Source organism: Halanaerobium sp. MA284_MarDTE_T2, from assembly GCF_003337245.1.
Lineage (GTDB): Bacteria > Bacillota > Halanaerobiia > Halanaerobiales > Halanaerobiaceae > QPJE01.
The window spans coordinates 69699-87713 of record NZ_QPJE01000003.1; the positions used below are offsets into that span (position 1 = coordinate 69699).

At 35.4% G+C, this 18015-nt stretch carries 16 protein-coding genes; 14 read left to right on the top strand and 2 right to left on the bottom strand.

Annotated elements, in window-relative coordinates:
• Position 1 precedes the first annotated feature (1 nt).
• Positions 2-2383 carry an endonuclease MutS2 gene (locus tag DFR78_RS02375; protein ID WP_114457244.1) on the top strand — a complete coding sequence of 794 codons (2382 nt, stop codon included), beginning with the start codon at positions 2-4 and terminating at the stop codon, positions 2381-2383.
• Between the two features lie 150 nt (positions 2384-2533).
• Here the strand turns inward: DFR78_RS02375 and DFR78_RS02380 are convergent, their stop codons facing one another.
• Positions 2534-4942, bottom strand: a complete 2409-nt coding sequence (locus tag DFR78_RS02380) for a penicillin-binding protein 1A (RefSeq protein WP_114457245.1) — start codon at positions 4940-4942, stop codon at positions 2534-2536.
• A gap of 149 nt (positions 4943-5091) precedes the next feature.
• On the opposite strand from DFR78_RS02380, the gene tyrS reads away from it, so the two are divergent.
• The 10 genes from tyrS (at position 5092) to DFR78_RS02430 (ending at position 14856) form a co-directional block, all read left to right on the top strand.
• Entirely contained in the window at positions 5092-6312 is a 1221-nt protein-coding gene (gene tyrS, locus DFR78_RS02385) for a tyrosine--tRNA ligase (protein WP_114457331.1), read from the top strand.
• Positions 6313-6628: 316 nt separating this feature from the next.
• Positions 6629-9262 (top strand): alanine--tRNA ligase, encoded by a 2634-nt coding sequence (gene alaS / locus DFR78_RS02390; protein WP_114457246.1) that lies wholly within the window; start codon positions 6629-6631, stop codon positions 9260-9262.
• Between the two features lie 69 nt (positions 9263-9331).
• Positions 9332-9595 (top strand): IreB family regulatory phosphoprotein, encoded by a 264-nt coding sequence (locus tag DFR78_RS02395; RefSeq protein ID WP_369834879.1) that lies wholly within the window; start codon positions 9332-9334, stop codon positions 9593-9595.
• A 329-nt stretch (positions 9596-9924) separates the two neighbouring features.
• Positions 9925-10362 carry a Holliday junction resolvase RuvX gene (gene ruvX, locus DFR78_RS02400; RefSeq protein ID WP_114457247.1) on the top strand — a complete coding sequence of 146 codons (438 nt, stop codon included), beginning with the start codon at positions 9925-9927 and terminating at the stop codon, positions 10360-10362.
• Positions 10363-10416: 54 nt separating this feature from the next.
• On the top strand, positions 10417-10683 hold the full coding sequence (locus tag DFR78_RS02405) for a DUF1292 domain-containing protein (RefSeq protein WP_114457248.1): 267 nt from the start codon (positions 10417-10419) through the stop codon (positions 10681-10683).
• A gap of 107 nt (positions 10684-10790) precedes the next feature.
• Complete coding sequence (gene mltG, locus DFR78_RS02410) at positions 10791-11813, top strand: endolytic transglycosylase MltG (RefSeq protein WP_114457249.1); 1023 nt, start codon at positions 10791-10793, stop codon at positions 11811-11813.
• Between the two features lie 90 nt (positions 11814-11903).
• The gene (locus DFR78_RS02415; protein ID WP_114457250.1) at positions 11904-12554 is read left to right on the top strand and encodes an O-methyltransferase; all 651 of its coding nucleotides are present in this window, start codon (positions 11904-11906) and stop codon (positions 12552-12554) included.
• Positions 12541-13773 (top strand): U32 family peptidase, encoded by a 1233-nt coding sequence (locus DFR78_RS02420; RefSeq protein WP_114457251.1) that lies wholly within the window; start codon positions 12541-12543, stop codon positions 13771-13773. Before DFR78_RS02415 ends, DFR78_RS02420 begins: the two co-directional genes overlap by 14 nt.
• A complete protein-coding gene (locus tag DFR78_RS02425; protein WP_114457252.1) occupies positions 13774-13992 on the top strand; it encodes a DUF4911 domain-containing protein in 219 nt (72 codons plus the stop codon).
• A 171-nt stretch (positions 13993-14163) separates the two neighbouring features.
• Positions 14164-14856 (top strand): cell wall hydrolase, encoded by a 693-nt coding sequence (locus DFR78_RS02430; RefSeq protein ID WP_233486946.1) that lies wholly within the window; start codon positions 14164-14166, stop codon positions 14854-14856.
• A gap of 71 nt (positions 14857-14927) precedes the next feature.
• On the opposite strand, the gene DFR78_RS02435 is transcribed toward DFR78_RS02430, so the two are convergent.
• Complete coding sequence (locus DFR78_RS02435; protein WP_114457253.1) at positions 14928-15191, bottom strand: AbrB/MazE/SpoVT family DNA-binding domain-containing protein; 264 nt, start codon at positions 15189-15191, stop codon at positions 14928-14930.
• 201 nt (positions 15192-15392) lie between these two features.
• Here DFR78_RS02435 and DFR78_RS02440 point away from each other — a divergent pair, with 201 nt between their 5' ends.
• From DFR78_RS02440 to DFR78_RS02450, 3 genes are all read left to right on the top strand, one after another.
• Complete coding sequence (locus DFR78_RS02440) at positions 15393-15833, top strand: Fur family transcriptional regulator (protein WP_114457254.1); 441 nt, start codon at positions 15393-15395, stop codon at positions 15831-15833.
• Positions 15834-16288: 455 nt separating this feature from the next.
• On the top strand, positions 16289-16984 hold the full coding sequence (locus tag DFR78_RS02445; RefSeq protein WP_114457255.1) for a Crp/Fnr family transcriptional regulator: 696 nt from the start codon (positions 16289-16291) through the stop codon (positions 16982-16984).
• Positions 16985-17063: 79 nt separating this feature from the next.
• Positions 17064-17957 carry a shikimate dehydrogenase gene (locus tag DFR78_RS02450; protein ID WP_114457256.1) on the top strand — a complete coding sequence of 298 codons (894 nt, stop codon included), beginning with the start codon at positions 17064-17066 and terminating at the stop codon, positions 17955-17957.
• Positions 17958-18015 lie beyond the last annotated feature (58 nt).

Consider the following 18015-nt stretch of genomic DNA (forward strand, 5'->3'; position numbering starts at 1 on the left):
GTTGAAAAAACACACACTTAAGGTACTTGAATATAGAAAAATAATTGATATGATTGCAGACAGGTCTGCTACAAATATAGGAAAAGAAATAATTAAAAAGCTGGAGCCTGTTTCCAACCGTTCATATATAGAAAAAAAACAGCGGGAAATTACCGCTGTTAAGGGATTGATTTCTGAATATGGGAATCTTCCGTTTAGTGGAACCAGAGATATCAGAGATGAAATTAAAAAATCAGTTAAAGGTGTTACCCTTTCGACCTCTCAAATTGTTGATGTTAGATCAACTTTGCGGGGATTTTCGGAAATGAAAAAACATTTTTCAAATATTGAATCAGAACTGGATCCCCGGCTGATAGAAAAAGAATATGGGATAATCTATGATTTTATAGAACCACTCAGAACTATTCCACAGCTGGAGAGGGAGATAGATAGATGTATAAATGATTATGGAGAAGTTGATGATAATGCCAGCAGTGCTCTGAAATCATTCAGAGACAAAATTGATTCTATAGAAAATGGAATTAGAGATAAACTGGAATCAATTATAAAAAGCAGCAGATATGAGGATATGCTGCAGGAGAGCCTTGTAACAAGACGCGAAAACCGCTATGTTGTCCCTGTAAAACAGGAACAGCGCAGTAATTTTGATGGTATAGTACACGGACAGTCTGCCAGTGGTATGACAGTATTTATGGAACCTATAGCAGTTGTTAAAATGAACAATGAGTTGAGAGAGGTAAAAGCAAAAGAAGAAGCAGAAGTGCACAGAATTTTGCAGAAACTAACAGCTCTAATAGCTGCACAGTCGGAAGTTATAAAGAACAATCTTATTATAATTTCTCACCTGGATGTTATTTCAGCTTCTGCTCGATTCAGCCTTGATTTTGAATGCAGTCAGCCGGTGATGAACGAAAAAGCTCTGATTGATTTAAAACAGGCCAAACATCCACTGCTTAAAAATGACCCTGTCCCAATAGATGTACAGGTGGGTGATAAGATATCCACCCTTGTTATTACAGGACCTAATACAGGTGGTAAAACTGTTGCATTAAAAACTATTGGTCTGCTGACTCTTATGGCACAGACAGGTTTACACATACCTGCTGAAGCAAATTCCACCCTACCTGTATTTGTAGAAATTTTTGCGGATATAGGTGATGAACAGAGCATTGAACAGAATCTGAGTACATTTTCTTCTCATATGAATAAAATAAAGGAATTTCTGCACTCTGCCGGAAACAGAACTCTTGTTTTGATGGATGAACTTGGTGTCGGCACTGATCCAGAAGAAGGAGCAGCACTGGGTATTGCTATACTAGAAAAACTGCAGGAGAAAAATGCGGTTACTGTGGCCACAACTCATTACAGCCAGCTAAAAAGCTATGCATATTCTGCTGAAAATGTGGAAAATGCTTCTGTTGAATTTGATATAGAGACATTAAAACCTACCTACAGGCTGATAATGGGAGTGCCTGGCGGCAGTAATGCTTTTGAGATAGCTTTAAAACTGGGCATACCACTGGAAATTATAGATAGGGCTCGTTCACTGCTGAGTGAAGATGAAATTAAAGTTGAAGAAATAATAAAGGAACTCAATTCTGAAAGAAATAGATATCAGAAGCTGAGGCAGGAAATGGAAGAATACAGGAACAGAGAAAAAGAACTTAAGGAAAAATACGAAAAATTGATATCAGATCAGAAAGATAGGCATAATAAAGAAATAGAAGCTGCTAAAAATAAAGCAGAAGAAATTTTAAGGGAAACTAAAAAAGAAGCACATAGAATTATATCTGAGTTAAAAGATAAGGATTATGTACAGCGTTCTGAAGTTGATAGAGCACAGACTGAAGCAAATAAAGAATTAAAGAATCTGAAAAGTGTTTTAGAAGAAACTAAAAGTAATGATCAGGCTGATAAAAAAATTTCTGAAGAAGAATTTGAAATTGGTGATCAGGTAAGAATCCGCAGTCTGGGCAGAAAAGGAGAAATTATTTCTTTGGATAAAAAGAAAAATGAAGCTGTTGTCCAGGCTGGAATAATTAAAATAACTGCTGATATTTTAGATCTTGTTAAGGCTGAAATACCTGAAGACCACAAAGAAGAGATGATTAAAAACTATCGGGTGCAGAAATCACAGCATGTTTCTCCAAAAATTGATCTAAGGGGAGACAGATATGAGGAAGCTCAACGAAAGCTGGATAAATACCTGGATGATGTTTTTTTGGCAGGAATTAAAGAGGTAGAGATAGTCCACGGTAAAGGTACAGGGGCACTCAGAGATGCTGTAGGAGCTGTATTAGAAAAAAACCCCCATATCTCAGACTTCCGACTTGGACGTCAGGAAGAAGGAGGCACAGGGGTTACAATTGCCAGAATTAATTAAAATCTAATTTATTCAATCATTCATTACTTTAATTTAATAAAAAAATATTTAAGTCTGATCACAGTAATTCAACTAAACAGTAGTTAAATTTATCGATAATATTTAATTGTAATTTAAACGTTTAATTTTAAATAGCTGCTGGAATTTTATTTAATCATCACTTTTGAAAATATCGAATATATCTTTTAAAATCACGCTGCTTGAGCTTGATTTTTCGGGATGAAGATTACACTTACGGGTGGGTTTGGTTTGATAACGAACCTCCCCGTTTCTGTCTTTTTTTGGTATTCCGTATTCATGATCAAAAAGCTGTACTGGTTCTCCGGTTTCAACTATATAACTTCCCTTCACTCTATCTTTTGGATCTTTGTTTGGTGCATTTTCTCTGAAGTAAAATGTTCCCGGACCAATCTTTATTCCAGATTTGCTGAGATAATACTTTTTTACAACCTGATCTTTAGGACAATTGCTGGTGGCAAGTAGGCCACTTTCTTTATCTATTTTTACTGATTCTACTGGTGTATGTAGTGTTTCTTCTTTTTGTGGAATATTTTCCTGTCTAAACGGCATTTCCTCAATCCGTGGAGAATAATCATTTGGTTTAAGTCCTGTCATTGGATCTATAGGAACATCAGTTATAGTACTTGGTTTTGTAAAATCAAGTACAGGCATATTTTTTACAGCTTTCCGCATGTATTCCCCCCATATTTGTGCAGCTTCTGCACTGGAAATCGTGAGAAAACTGTTGTTTTCTGGATATATATAATTGCCATCTGCATCTTTGTCATCATATTCCATAGATCTTACATTGTCTTCACCTATCCAGACAGCAGTTACAATTTGAGGTGTATAGCCTACAAACCAGGCATCGGTATAATCATTTGTTGTTCCTGTTTTCCCTGCAACAGGGCGGTCCATTCCTGCTCTCCAGCCTGTTCCATTCTGAATTACACTTTTCAGCATTGAAGTCATAAGATAACTTTCTTCTTCTGTCATAACTATTCTTTTTTCCGGTTTAGCTTCAAAAATTACATTATCTCTTTTGTCAAGTACTCTGCTTATTGCATATGGTTTAATATATACTCCTCTGTTAGCAAAGACACCATAAGCACTTGCCATTTCTATAGGTTTTACACCTCTGTGCAGACCACCGAGTGCAAGAGAGTAGTGTTCATCATAATAATCTTCTTTTTCAAAGGTTGTTATTCCCATTTTTTCGGTCAGATCGATCGTTTCTTTGACACCTATATTTTTTATCAATTTGACTGTCGCTGAATTCAAAGAGTTGGTCAGGGCAGTATTTAAGTTAACCAGCCCATAATATTTATCTCCATAATTGCGCGGCCAGATATTTAAATTATAGCCGGTTTTGCCGCTGTCTGATGCCAGCATGGGCATATCATTGACCACAGTAGCCAGTGAATAACCATTTTTAATTGCTGCAGCATAGACAAATGGTTTAAAGGTAGATCCCGGCTGTCTTAAAGCCTGATGAGCTCTGTTGAACTGATCTGTTCCCCGCCCACCTATCATGGCCCTTATTGCTCCTGATTTTACATCAAGTGTTATCAGAGACATCTGTGGCTGTACATTTTTCGAATTGGATCTTTTGATTGAAGGAAGATAGCCATTTTTTATCTTGGCATTTATTACATCTTCTGCTTTTTTCTGCAGATCTATATCTATGGTAGTATAAACTTTAAGTCCGCCGCTGTAGACCATAGAAGCACCAAATTTATCTATTAGCTGATCTCTGACATAGAGGATAAAATAATGTGCTCTTTCCAGCTCTTTTTTGGTTTTTTGTTTAACATTGATCGGCTGATTTTTAGCATTTTGAGCTTCCTGTGCTGTTATATAGCCGAGTTCTTCCATCCGGGTTAGAACTGTATTTCTCCTTCTTTTAGCTGCTTCAAGATTATTAAAAGGAGAGTAATAATTTGGAGCCTTGGGCAGTCCGGCAATTAAAGCTGATTCGGCAAGATTTAGCTCCCAGACATGTTTGCCAAAATACTGCTGGGCAGCAGTTTCAATTCCATATGCACTGTGTCCCAAAAATATTTCATTTAAATACATCTCTAGAATTTCTGGTTTTGTGTAGATTCTTTCAAATTGTAAAGCTAAATATGCTTCCTGAATTTTTCTGTAAATTGTCTTTTTGTGGCTGAGAAGTGCATTTCTGGCCAGCTGCTGAGTTATTGTACTCGCTCCCTGGGCCAGCCTTCCCTCCTTAATATTTGTAATCATTGCTCTACCTATACCCCAGAAATCAATTCCATGGTGAACATAAAAATTAGTATCTTCAATTGCTATAATTGCATCTTTTAAGTGCTGGGGAATTCTTTCTAGAGGAACATAGACTCTGTTTTCTTTAAACAATTTTGTCAGAAGCTCACCATCTGCAGTGTAGATTAGGGTGGCTTCACTGGACCCCTTATAATTTGAAATATCAGGAGTATCCTTAATAATCCAGGTTACAGCACCCAAAAAAGCACCTGCTCCCAGGGCAAAAATCATTATAATAGTAATAAGTAAGATTCCTTTGGTTCGTTTCTTCATTAATCAAGCCTCCTGTCAAATAAATATTATAACATAAAACAGCTGTTTATGGTAGCCCTTGTTAGCAGTTAAACTATCTGTTATAATTATATGACAAGGATACAGGAGGTGAAGTGCCTGTCAGCCTTGAGGCTGGACAGGTGTTATTTATGGATATTAATAAGCAGGTGGAAATATTAAAAAGAGGTGTAAGTGACCTTATTTCAGAAGAAGAACTGAAAGAAAAACTTATCGAAGCAGAAAAAGAGGAAAGACCGCTGAAAGTTAAATTGGGGCTGGACCCGACCGCCCCGGATATTCATCTCGGCCATACAGTTGTGCTGAGAAAGTTAAAGCAGTTCCAGGATTTGGGACATGAAGTATATTTAATTATCGGTGATTTTACCGGAATGATTGGAGATCCAAGTGGTAAATCGGAAACAAGAAAACAGCTTACACGAGAAGAAGTGGTAGAAAATGCCCGTACATACAAGGAACAGTTTTCGAAAGTTTTAGATAGAGATAAGACAAAGCTTGTGTTTAATGGAGACTGGCTGGGTGAACTTAATTTTGCAGATGTGCTTGAACTTTCTTCTAAGTATACGGTGGCCCGGATGTTAGAAAGAGATGATTTTTCTAAACGCTATCAGCAGGAAAAGCCGATTGGAATTCATGAATTTTTCTATCCGCTGATGCAGGGTTATGATTCTGTTGCAATTAATGCAGATGTTGAACTTGGGGGTACAGATCAGCGGTTTAATCTTCTGGTGGGCAGAAATCTGCAAAAAGAATACGGTCAGAAACCGCAGGTTGTTATTATGATGCCTTTACTTGAAGGACTAGATGGAGTAAATAAGATGAGCAAAAGTCTGGGCAACTATATCGGTATTTATGATAAACCATCTGATATGTATGGAAAGATCATGTCTATTCCGGATGATCTAATTTTACGTTATTTTGAACTGCTAACAGATGTATCTTCAGAAAAGCTGGCAGAGATAAAAGAAAAATTAAATCAGGATAATTTTAATCCAATGAGTTTCAAAAAAGAACTGGCTTACATGATAGTAAAAGAATATCATGATAAAGATGCAGCAGAAAATGCAGCAGCTGAATTTGAAAATGTTTTTTCTAAAGGGAATTTGCCTGAAGATATTCCGGTGATAGAAATAGACAGCTCTGATCTGGAAGATGGAGAACTCTGGATAGTAAAACTGGTGGCTGCTACCGGCTTGGTGGACAGCAACAGTCAGGCAAGAAGGATGATCAAACAGGGTGCTGTTACCATTGATGACAAAAAATATGAAAAGATAAATCTTAATATTAAAGTAAAAGATGGTATGATTATACAGATTGGGAAAAGGCGCTTTGCTAAAATTAGATTAGTTTAATTTTGCAGCAGCTGAGAATTTTAGGATTTGCCTAAATTTTATTTTCAAGCTGCAGAAAAGAGGGTTTTGTTAAGTTGTATTGGCTGTAAATTTAAATATTTCTGTAACTTCTTTTTTTCAGTTTAATATAAAAAAGGAGAAACTTCTTTTTAAGTTAAAGTTGAAATTGTTTTTAAATAAGAATATAATAATAAAAAGTTGGTTGATTAATAAAATCATAGAAAAATGATTAATAATTTCACAAACTGATAGGACGTATATGATAATTAAGTTTATCGATAAAACCGCAGATATATGCAGAAGGGAAGGTAAATAGATGATAAAAAGTGGAGATGAAATACGGAAAGCATATCTGGATTTTTTTGAAAGCAAAGACCACCTTATACTGGACAGTGCTCCTTTAGTTCCCAAAAATGATCCGAGTCTGCTCTGGATCAATGCCGGGATGGCTCCATTTAAACCATATTTTGACGGCAGTCTTGAACCACCACATACCCGTATTGCTACAAGTCAGAAGTGTATCCGTACAAATGATATAGAACATGTAGGTAAGACGGCCAGACACCATACATTTTTTGAGATGCTTGGAAACTTTTCTTTTGGCGATTATTTTAAAGAAGAGGCTGTAGAGTGGGCCTGGGAATTTGTGACAGAAGTCTTAAATCTGGAAGAAGAGAAACTCTGGATTACCATTTATAAAGATGATGACGAAGCATTTAATATCTGGCATGATAAAATAGGTATTCCAAAAGAAAAGATAGTCAGAATGGGTAAAAAAGATAATTTCTGGCAGATTGGCACCGGTCCATGTGGTCCCTGCTCTGAGATACATTATGATAGAGGAGAAGAATACGGTAATTCCGAAGAAGATGTAATTGGTGGTGAAGGTGATAGATTTCTAGAAATCTGGAATCTTGTATTTACACAGTATAATTTTACAGAAGATGGAGAATATTTAAACCTGCCCAGCAAAAACATTGATACAGGAATGGGGCTGGAAAGAGTAGCTTCTATTCTACAGGATACTGATTCTAATTTTGAAACAGATCTCATAAAACCGATTATCGATGCTGCTGTTGAAAAAACAGGCATACCATATAAAGAAAATGAAGAAGTTATGACCGCCTACAGAGTTATTGCCGACCACAGCCGCTCGGTGTCTGTTGCAGTGGCAGATGGAGCACTACCTTCTAATGAAGGCCGCGGGTATGTTATTAGAAGACTTATTAGGAGAGCATCCCGCTATGGAAGAAAGCTCGGCTTTGAAGAGCCGTTTTTATATAAACTTGCTGATACAGCTGCAGAAGTTGTAAAGGGGATTTCTCCTAATGTAGCTGATAGAATAGAGCATATAAAAAATGTTATTAAATCAGAAGAAAATAGTTTCCTGCAGACACTGGAACAGGGACTTGAAATTCTGGAAACTATGGTGGCAGAACTTAAAGAGGAAGGTGAAGATATACTTTCCGGTGAAGATGCATTCCGTCTTTATGATACTTATGGATTTCCGCTTGATATAACCAGGGATCTGCTTAATGAACAGGGGCTGGCCCTGGATGAAGAGAAATTCAACGAAAAAATGGAAGAACAGCGAAGAAGAGCCAGAGAAGCCCGGGAAGAAACTTCTTTCAGCAGTGGAGAAATGGAAAAAATTTATGCTGAATTTAAGGATAAAATAACAGAGGTTGAATTTACCGGCTATAAATCTCTTTCCGAAAAAACAGAAATACTTGGACTTGTTAAAGATAATGATATAAAAGAAAAGTTAAGTGAGGGTCAGGAAGGTGAACTGATACTTAATAAAACACCATTTTATGCTGAAAGTGGTGGACAGATCGGTGATAAAGGTGCGGTTAAAAATGATAATTTTGAAGCTGAAGTTCTTGATACCTATCAGCGGGCAGGGCTTACTGTACACAGAATCTTTGTAAATGCAGGTGAGGTAAGTACTGGAGATAAAGTTGAAGCAGTTGTTTATAAAGATAAAAGAATGGCAGCAGCACGTAACCACTCAGCAACCCATCTGCTTCATAAAGCTTTAAAAGATGTACTTGGAGACCATGTAAATCAATCAGGTTCTCTTGTAGCACCAGAAAGACTGCGTTTTGATTTTACCCATTTTTCTGCAGTTTCAGCTGAAGAGCTGAGAAAAATAGAAGCAGAGGTAAATCAGGCTGTTATGGAAAATTATGCAGTGGAAACCGATATTAAAGAGCTTGATGAAGCAAAAGAAATGGGAGCTACAGCTTTATTTGGAGAAAAATATGGAGAAGAAGTGAGAGTTGTTTCTATGGGTGATTTTAGTATGGAATTATGTGGAGGAACCCATGTTGATAGAACCGGTGATATCGGTCCATTTAAGATCACCAGTGAAAGTGGTATTGCTGCAGGGGTAAGGAGAATTGAAGCTGTCACAGGAGATTATGCCCTTGATTACTTCAATTATCAGCTTAATCTGCTCGACAGTGCTGCTGCTGAGCTAAAAACAGACAGATCTAATCTTTTAAACAGGATTAAACAGCTTCAGATTAAGGAAAAAGAGATGGAAAAAGAAATAGATTCTCTCAAAAAAAGGCTTGCCAGTTTTAAAAAAGATGACCTTATTTCCAGAGTTAAAGATGCTGATGGTGTAAAACTGCTGGCAGAGGAAATAGAAGCCATGGATAACCAGGGATTGAGAAATATTTCTGATCAGCTGAAAGAAAAAATGGATTCGGGAATAATTGTGCTGGGAAGCAGAGATAAAAACAAAGTTATTTTTGTTGCTTCTGTGACAGATGATCTGGTTAAAGAAGGTTATCATGCCGGCAAACTAATTGGGGAAATTGCCAAAATAGTAGGTGGTGGAGGAGGTGGCCGTCCAGATATGGCCCAGGCAGGTGGGAAAAACCCGGAAAAACTGACTGAAGCACTTGCTGCTGCCGAGGAATTAGTGAAAAATATGAAATAAAAACAGGATTTAACCTCTTCCTGGAGAATTATATATTTAAGACTAAAAAATAGACAGGATGTGATCAAGGTGGCCCGAGAAGACATTAATGATAAAACGATGCGTTTTAAAATTGAAAAAGAAGAACTTAGTGAAGCTGGATTTGTACTAAAAAAAGTCTGTAAGGCACTTGAGGAAAAGGGTTATAATTCTATTAATCAGGTTGTAGGTTATCTTCTTTCCGGTGATCCTGCTTATATAACCAGTTATAAAGATGCAAGGATGATGATAAGAACTATAGACAGAGATAAGATAATTGAGGAACTTTTGAGAAAATATCTCGATAGAGATTAAAAAATATATTTTGATGCGCCTATTTCTACAGCTGAAGTAGGCGTATTTTTGTGTAAAATGGGAAATATTAAAAGGGTCAGCTTAAGGTATACAAGGAGTTTTGTTAAAATTATTTTAGAGTTATAAAAAAGGGGATTTCGTTATAACTGAAATTTTAAATTTATCTGAAACTCAATTATATTCCCGTTTCTCCCTTTTTTGCAGCTGAATTTAACAATAGGGAAACTTTTTTTAAAAAGCAGACTACTTGCTTATAAAATGATATAATTATATAATAAGTAATTGAAGATAATATTGAGTCAATTAATTATTTTAATGGAGGAGAAATATTGAGAATATTAGGGCTGGATTACGGCAACAGGAGAATAGGTGCTGCTTTGAGTGATGAGCTGGGCTGGACTGCTCAGCCGCTGACTGTGATAGATATGCACGGTCATCAGGAGGTGCTTAAAGAAATAAATAAATATATAAATGAATACGGAATAGAAAAAATAGTGGTTGGAATGCCATATAATATGGATGGATCAAGTGGGAAAAGAGCTGAGATTACTGAGGCTTTTATCCGATTTTTAGAAAACAATCTGGATCTGCCCATTATACGCTGGGATGAAAGACTTACCACAAGTCAGGCAGAAAATGTACTTCTTAAAGCTGATATGAGCCGTCAGAAGAGAAAAAAAGTGATCGATAAATTGGCTGCAGCACTGATACTTCAGTCCTATCTTGACTCACTTTCTAATAAATTATTGAACTTTAATAAGGATTAAAATTTAATTGAGATTTAAAATATCTCTAAATATTTATATGAGGAGCTGTTAATTATGAGTGATGCAACGTTCTGGGTTGATAAGGATAGTAAGGAGCTGGTTCTTAAGGATGATAAGGGGGAATCCAGATTTTATATTGAAAGTGATTTTGTTATAGATGGTGTTAAATATTTAATAGTTATAGAATCTGATGCAGATGAAAATACCGAAGCTCTGCCGATCAAAATAGTCAATGAAAATGGAAAAGAATATATAGAACCGGTTACTGATGAAGATGAATTTGCTAAGGTAAGAAAAAAATTCGAAGAAGAAAATGATTAATCTAATTTTAGAGGATTTTATATTCAAAAAGATCTTACCTGCAAACACCTCCTCTGCGGGGTGACAAACCTATAAATAAATTTAATTAATTTTAAAAGGAGTTTATTTTGAAAAAAACAGCCGTCATTTTTCTTATATTTATCTTAATAACAGCAGCTGCAGTTAAATCTTATTCTCTTATTCAGCCGGTTGATAGTGCTAATCCAGAAAAGCATATGGTTAAGATCAAACCAGGAATGAGTGGAATGGCTATTGGAGAAAAGCTGAAAGAAAAGGGAATTATTAAATCTTCTCTTGCTTTTTATGTGCTGCTCAGGCTAATGCAGGAAGATCAAAACTTAAAGGCAGGCTATTATTCCTTTTCCACAGCTGATACAATGCAGGATATACTTTCTAAGATAATTTCCGGCAGTGAGGAAAGGTTTAAAGTTACTATTCCTGAAGGGTTGACTTCTGTAGAAATTTTGGACAGAATAAATTCTGCTTCCGGCGGTCTTTATGAATATGGTAAATTTGTTAGTGTGATACTTAATCTTGATTTAAGTGATAAGATAGAATATTTATCAGAGCTGGAAATTACTGTTAACCCTATTGAAGGTCTGATAGTACCTGAAACTTATTATTTCCCTAAAAGCTATACAGAAAAACAGATCATAGATGAACTGCTGGATGTATTCTTTAAATATAGACTGCCGAAGCTGAAAAAATATGCTGAAAAAAGTCCGTATAATTATTATGAGCTGCTTATTATTGCTTCTTTAATCGAAGAAGAGGCAAAACTGGATGAAGAAAAACCAATTATAGCATCTGTAATATATAACCGTATGGAAAGAGATATGCTGCTGCAGATAGATGCTTCTGTACAGTATGTCTTTACAGAGAGGAAAGCAAGAATACTGTACAGTGATTTAGAGATTGACTCACCCTATAATACCTATAAATACAGTGGACTACCACCAGGACCGATCAGCAGTCCTGGTGCTGCAGCCATAGAAGCTGCAGCATATCCTGCTGAAAGCGATTTTTTGTTTTATTTTGCCAGAGAAGATGGAAGCCATGTATTTACAAATAGTTATGAAGAACACCTGCAGAAGCAAAAAAAGGGTACCGGGTACAAAAAGCTGCTTTAGTACCTGGTACAAATGAACAAATGAATAAAATCACATGTACCCGGTACAAAAAGCGGTATAAGTACCTGGTACCAAAGTTGAGGAGTTAAAATGATAAAAACTGAGCTCAACAGCTTATTTTCCAAAAAACAGACAATAGAGCCGGAGTTTGCGGAGCTGGAACAGCTCTGCAGAAAAGATTATATTCCTATCATTAATCGAGATGCAGCCGATTTTTTAAAAATTCAGCTGCAGATTTTAAACCCCAAACATATACTTGAAATTGGTACAGCATATGGATTTTCTGCTCTTCTTATGGCAAAATATACTCCTGCATCTAGCAGGATAACCACAATAGAGATTGATGAGCAGAGGGCAGTAACCGCCAGGAAATTTTTGAAGAAATATGGTTTTACAGATAAAGTTGATGTCAAAATTGGTGATGCACTGGATATTCTTCAGTATCTGCGGCGAAAGTTTAATTTTATTTTTCTGGATGCTGCTAAAGGGCAGTATCTTTATCTTTTTGATTATATATTTGAGCTGCTAAAACCTGGTGGTCTGCTTGTATCAGATAATGTGCTCTATAAAGCAGAAGTCCTGACAGATGATGAAGTAAGACATAAGATTAGAACAATTGTCAATAATTTAAGAAAATATTTAAAAATAATTATGAATCATCCGGAGCTGGATTCCACTATAATTGAAGCAGGTGATGGAATAGCTCTAAGTAGGAGGAAATTAGAAAATGAAAAAAGTTGAACTGCTGGCCCCTGCAGGTAACCTGGAAAAACTTAAAACTGCTTTATTTTTTGGTGCAGATGCTGTCTACTGTGGTGGTGCTAACTTTGGTCTCAGAGCTGGAGCAGATAATTTTACGATAGAAGAACTGAAAGAAGGGAGTGAATTTGCTCATTCCAGAGGCAAAAAGGTATATTTAACACTTAATATGATTCCTCACAATGATGATATGGAAAAGCTGCCTAAATATATTGAAGACCTTAAAAAGCTGAATCTGGATGCCCTTATTATTTCTGATCCAGGTGTGTTTAAACTTGTACGGGAAAAAATGCCAGAGATGTCGATTCATATCAGCACACAGGCAAATAATGTTAACTGGCGCTCTGCACTGTTCTGGAAAGAGCTTGGAGCTGACAGGATAATTCTGGCCCGGGAACTTTCTGGAAAAGAAATGAGAGAAATTGCAGCCAAAGTAGGGGGGGAGCTGGATCTGGAAGTTTTTATACATGGAGCGATGTGTATATCTTATTCCGGACGCTGTCTTTTGAGTAATTATTTTGTGGGTAGAGATGCCAACCGCGGTGATTGTGCCCATTCCTGCCGATGGAAATATCATCTAGTGGAAGAAAAGCGGCCTGGAGAATATTATCCTGTAGTAGAAAAAGAAAAAGGTACCTTTATAATGAATTCGCGGGATTTGTGTTTGATAAAAGAAATTCCCGAAATTATAGAGTCAGGTATTATGAGTTTAAAAATCGAAGGCAGAATGAAGAGTATACATTATCTTGCTGGAGTGGTCAATACTTACAGAAAAGCAATAGATAGCTATTGTGAAGATCCGGATGGTTATGAATATGAGCCTGAACTTTTTTCAGAGCTGAGGAAGATAAGCCACAGAGATTATACAACTGGATTTTATTATGGAAAGCCAGGAGAAGAAGGCCAGAGATATGAAAGCTCTTCCTACATGAGAACATATGATTTTATGGGAGTTGTAAAAGATTATTTTCCGAAAGATGGTGAAGTACTGGTTGAGGTTAGAAATAAGATATTCACTGGTGATAAGCTGGAAATTATTGCTCCAGGAGAATATGGACTGGAGCTTGAAGTTGACTATATAATCAATTCAGATGGTAAAGAGGTAGAAACAGCTCCCCATCCGAAAGAATTGATAAAAATTCCATATGAAAAGGAAATTAAAGCAGGTTCTCTGCTGAGAAGAGAAAGGAGCAGGACTTAGATGGAAATTGATACAAAAAAGATAAAATACCGGGTTCCAAAAGAGGAAATAGTATTTATAGATATGGTAATAAAATCATATGAAGGTCTGGGAACTGTAAAGGTTGATCAAGATAACCCGGGGGAAATATGGATAATGGTAACAGAAAGTACAGAAAAAGAAGTAAGAGATATAATGGAAGATTTGGGAAAAAAGTTTAAAATAGAGAAAATTTACTGATCTGTATCTTATATTTAACAGCGTAATTTTAAAATGGAGAAATTCCTTTAAGTAAAATTGTATAATTAAATAAAATTTGACTTTTGAGCTTTTTTTGTTTATTATTAATATAGTTAGATTTTTGATAATAATTATTGATAAGTTTTTAGGTTTTAGCTAAGGAGGGATATTATGGTGCTGAGTAAATGGAAAGTTTATATCTCGGTTATCATGCTCCTTTTTATGATTACACTGATAAATCCGGATAAGGTAGAAGCTGCCTATATTGATGAGTTTGGCAGCAGGATTCTTCGTCCAGGTGATGAAGGAACAGATGTAGCTATTTTACAGAAAAAATTAAAAAAGCTTAATTTTTATCAGGGTCATATTGATGGAGTTTATGGAGGAAAGACTGTGGCTGCAGTACGGAAATTTCAGGAGGCCAATAATATAAAAGCAGATGGAATATTTAGGGAAAGCTGTTTTAACAGTCTCCCAAGGCAGGAACTATTTGACCGCAATTCTATTTCTAGAGATGATGTTATACTGCTGGCCCGTGTTATTCATGGAGAGGCCAGAGGGGAAGATTTTTTGGGTAAGGTTGCAGTTGGTGCAGTTATAATGAACAGGGTAAAAAGCAGCCTGTTTCCAGATACAATAAGAGAAGTTATACTGCAGAAAGGTCAATTTAGCAGTTTAATGGATGGTCAGGCAAACTATTATCCAGGGAAAGAAGAGGTTGCTGCAGCAAGAGCAGCTCTAATAGGTTATGATCCATCCTTGGGGTCACTGTATTTTTATAATCCGAAAGTTGCAACAAATATAGGCTGGATTTCCAGAAGAAATTATGTAAAAAGAATAGGAGAACATGTTTTTCTCCGCTAATTAAATAAAGAAAATAGCACCATTGCAGGTGCTATTTTTTTGCGAACATTATTTACATTTTTTGTTAAGCATTATTCTTTTTCCGATTTTTTCTTAAGATCCTGCATTTTTTCCATGCATTCACCGCAGATTGTTCTTCCTTTAAATTCTATTGTGTCATCTGCACTTCCACAAAAAATACAGGCCGGTTCATACTTCTTAAGAATAATCTTCTCTTCATCAACAAATATCTCCATAGGATCTTTTTTATTGATATTCATAGTTTTCCTGAGTTCAATTGGAATTACCATTCTACCCAGATCGTCAATTTTGCGGACAATACCAGTGGATTTCATGTTAATTCTCCTTTCTTAACAATTTTCGACAAATTATTCTTATTTATTACATTATACTATTTATTAGAAAAGTAGTCAATAGTAAAAAGTTATTTTTTCAAGTAATTTTTGGATAATTATAATGGTTAAACTATAAAAAAAAATTAAAAATTGTAAAAAGATATGATAAAATAGTTGTATGACAGCAAAAAGGGGTATAATATGGAAAAATTAAAATCAAAGTTTAAAAATATTTTGATGGAAAACAATTATAAATTGACCAAGCAGAGAGAAATTATACTGGGAACTATAATTTCAAGAAAAAACTGGCATTTTACTGCAGAAGAACTCTTTTCAGCTGTAAAAGAAAATTATCCGGATATTGGTATGGCTACTATCTATAGAACTTTAGAGCTTTTCCAAAATCTGGGGATTGTACATATGCTCGATTTTGGTGAAGGTTCCAGACAATATGAGCTGAGTTTTTTAGAAACCCAACATCACCATCATTTAATATGCAAAAAATGCGGTAAACTGATAGAATTCAATGATCAGGATCTTGAATATTTTGAAAAAAAACTGGAAATAAAATATAATTTTAGGATAACAGAACATAAATTGAGATTTTATGGTTTATGTAAAGAGTGCATATCTAAAAAATAGCTGTTAAACATATAAGAACTGGTACTTTTATACTGATGATACAAATAAACTACTTATTTTCTGAAATTCTGTCAAGTTATCTTTAGAATTGCAAAAAGAATATATGGCTACACTGCGAAAAGTCTTAATCAGCAATTTTTGAATTTCACAATCCCTATTATGACAAGAGTGTCAAATTGTTAAAATGACCAAAATTGACTTTTCGCAGTTCAATCATATATTGCCATGAACTAAATTTTAGATATATCTAAAAAATTTAATATTCCTGAATCTTCCTTTTCTGCAGAGTAATATAAAAATGAGGAAAGCCTGATATTTATTTAGTCTTGATATTTAAAAAGTTTAACTTTAAAAATTTTAAAAGGTTTTTATTGGTATTTGGAGAATATAATAATAAATAGTAAAGAAAATATTTTATATTATAGTTTTAAGAAGTTCAGAGAGGTAGGTTGAATATGGAAGAAAACACAGAAAAATGTTTAAAAGAACTTACTGTTTTTGCAAGACTTGATCCTGAAGAGCTGCGATTGATATGCGAAAAATCTTATGCCAAAATATATAAAAAAGGTGAAGTTATTTTTTTTGAAAATGACAGTGTCAAGAAACTCTATATGCTGATAAATGGTAAAGTTAAGCTTACTATGCTTTCTGAAGAAGGGAAAGAAAAAGTTCTTACCATTTTGCAGGAAGGAGATATTTTTGGTGAAATATCATTGTTTGATGAAGATCCTCATCCTCTGACAGCAGAGACGTTAGATGATGCCAGACTGCTGATTATTCCATGGAAAGATATGGAAAATATTATTCTGGAAAGGCCGAGTTTAGCAATTAAAATTATTGAGGCTCTTTCTAAAAAAACAAGACTTCTTACAAGTCAGGTGAGAGAGCTTGTATTTCAGGATGCAGCCGGGCGATTAGCTAGTCTGCTGGCAAGGCTTTCCGATGATTTTGGCCGGGAAGTAGATCAGGGAACAGTAATTGATCTGGTGCTTACTCACCAGGAACTGGCCAATTTGATAGGTTCTTCCAGAGTAACTGTTACAAAACTGATAAATAGATTTATAGATGATGGAATAATTAAGATAGTAAAGAGAAAAATAATTATAACAGATCACGAAAAATTGGGGGATAAGCTACAGACATTGTTTTAGTTTGATGATAGTACATAGAAATTACAGAAGACACGTTGGAAGATCACCAACGTGTTTTACTGTTTAAAGGAGGCAAAAAATGAATACTTTTATACCTGACACGGAAACCGAATTATATGGACTGATTGGCGAAAAACTGAGTCATTCAATTTCAGCAGTTTTCCATAATAATGGTTTTAGAAAGCTTGATTATAATGCTGTTTATCTTATGCTTGAGGTGGAAAAAGGTAGCCTGGGAAAATATGTGTCTGCACTGAGGACCTTAAATTTCAGCGGCTGGAATGTTACCATTCCTTATAAAGAGGAAATTATGGTTCATTTAGATGGATTTTCTTCTCTCGCCCGTGATGCGGGAGCAGTTAATACTGTCTTAAATAGAAGAGGGAGGCTGACAGGTTATAATACAGATGTCATTGGAATACAGAGACAGATAGAAGAAGGTGGATTTCCTGTTAAAGGAAGAAAAGCAGCTGTTATAGGAGCTGGTGGAGCGGCAAGGGCAGTACTAGTTGCCTTAGAACAGTTAAATTTAGCTGAAGTAGCAGTGATAAATAGAAATGTTAGCAGAGCAGAAGAACTGGTTAGTATTTTTGAAAATAGGGAAACTGATATAATATACAAGTCAGCAAGCCTCAACGAGGAAGATTATGCTGAAATGGTCGAAAAAGCTGATTTAATTATTGATACAACACCAGTGGGAATGTATGATAATATTACTAAAAAAGAAATAGTAATTAATACTGATTACTTAAATGAAAATCAATTTGTTTTTGATATGGTCTATAACCCTCTTAAAACACCACTGCTCAAAAAAGCAGAAGAAATTGGTGCACAAACCGCAAATGGTTTGCCAACTCTTATATATCAGGCAGAAGCAGCTTTTAAACTCTGGATACAGAAAATGCCGGACAAAAAAGACTGGCATAAAATTGCAGAAGAGGAAATAAAAAAAATGACGAAAGATGATGGTTGATATTGATTTTTATCCATTTTTATGATATTATCTTACCATAAAAAATTTTAAAAATATA

Bases quoted from the DNA above. Each gene is read 5' to 3' on its own strand.
- DFR78_RS02380 (WP_114457245.1), bottom strand. From the start codon at position 4,942: ATGAAGAAACGAACCAAAGGAATCTTACTTATTACTATTATAATGATT.
- tyrS (WP_114457331.1), top strand. From the start codon at position 5,092: ATGGATATTAATAAGCAGGTGGAAATATTAAAAAGAGGTGTAAGTGAC.
- alaS (WP_114457246.1), top strand. From the start codon at position 6,629: ATGATAAAAAGTGGAGATGAAATACGGAAAGCATATCTGGATTTTTTT.
- DFR78_RS02405 (WP_114457248.1), top strand. From the start codon at position 10,417: ATGAGTGATGCAACGTTCTGGGTTGATAAGGATAGTAAGGAGCTGGTT.
- DFR78_RS02415 (WP_114457250.1), top strand. From the start codon at position 11,904: ATGATAAAAACTGAGCTCAACAGCTTATTTTCCAAAAAACAGACAATA.
- DFR78_RS02420 (WP_114457251.1), top strand. From the start codon at position 12,541: ATGAAAAAAGTTGAACTGCTGGCCCCTGCAGGTAACCTGGAAAAACTT.
- DFR78_RS02425 (WP_114457252.1), top strand. From the start codon at position 13,774: ATGGAAATTGATACAAAAAAGATAAAATACCGGGTTCCAAAAGAGGAA.
- DFR78_RS02430 (WP_233486946.1), top strand. From the start codon at position 14,164: ATGGTGCTGAGTAAATGGAAAGTTTATATCTCGGTTATCATGCTCCTT.
- DFR78_RS02435 (WP_114457253.1), bottom strand. From the start codon at position 15,191: ATGAAATCCACTGGTATTGTCCGCAAAATTGACGATCTGGGTAGAATG.
- DFR78_RS02440 (WP_114457254.1), top strand. From the start codon at position 15,393: ATGGAAAAATTAAAATCAAAGTTTAAAAATATTTTGATGGAAAACAAT.
- DFR78_RS02445 (WP_114457255.1), top strand. From the start codon at position 16,289: ATGGAAGAAAACACAGAAAAATGTTTAAAAGAACTTACTGTTTTTGCA.
- DFR78_RS02450 (WP_114457256.1), top strand. From the start codon at position 17,064: ATGAATACTTTTATACCTGACACGGAAACCGAATTATATGGACTGATT.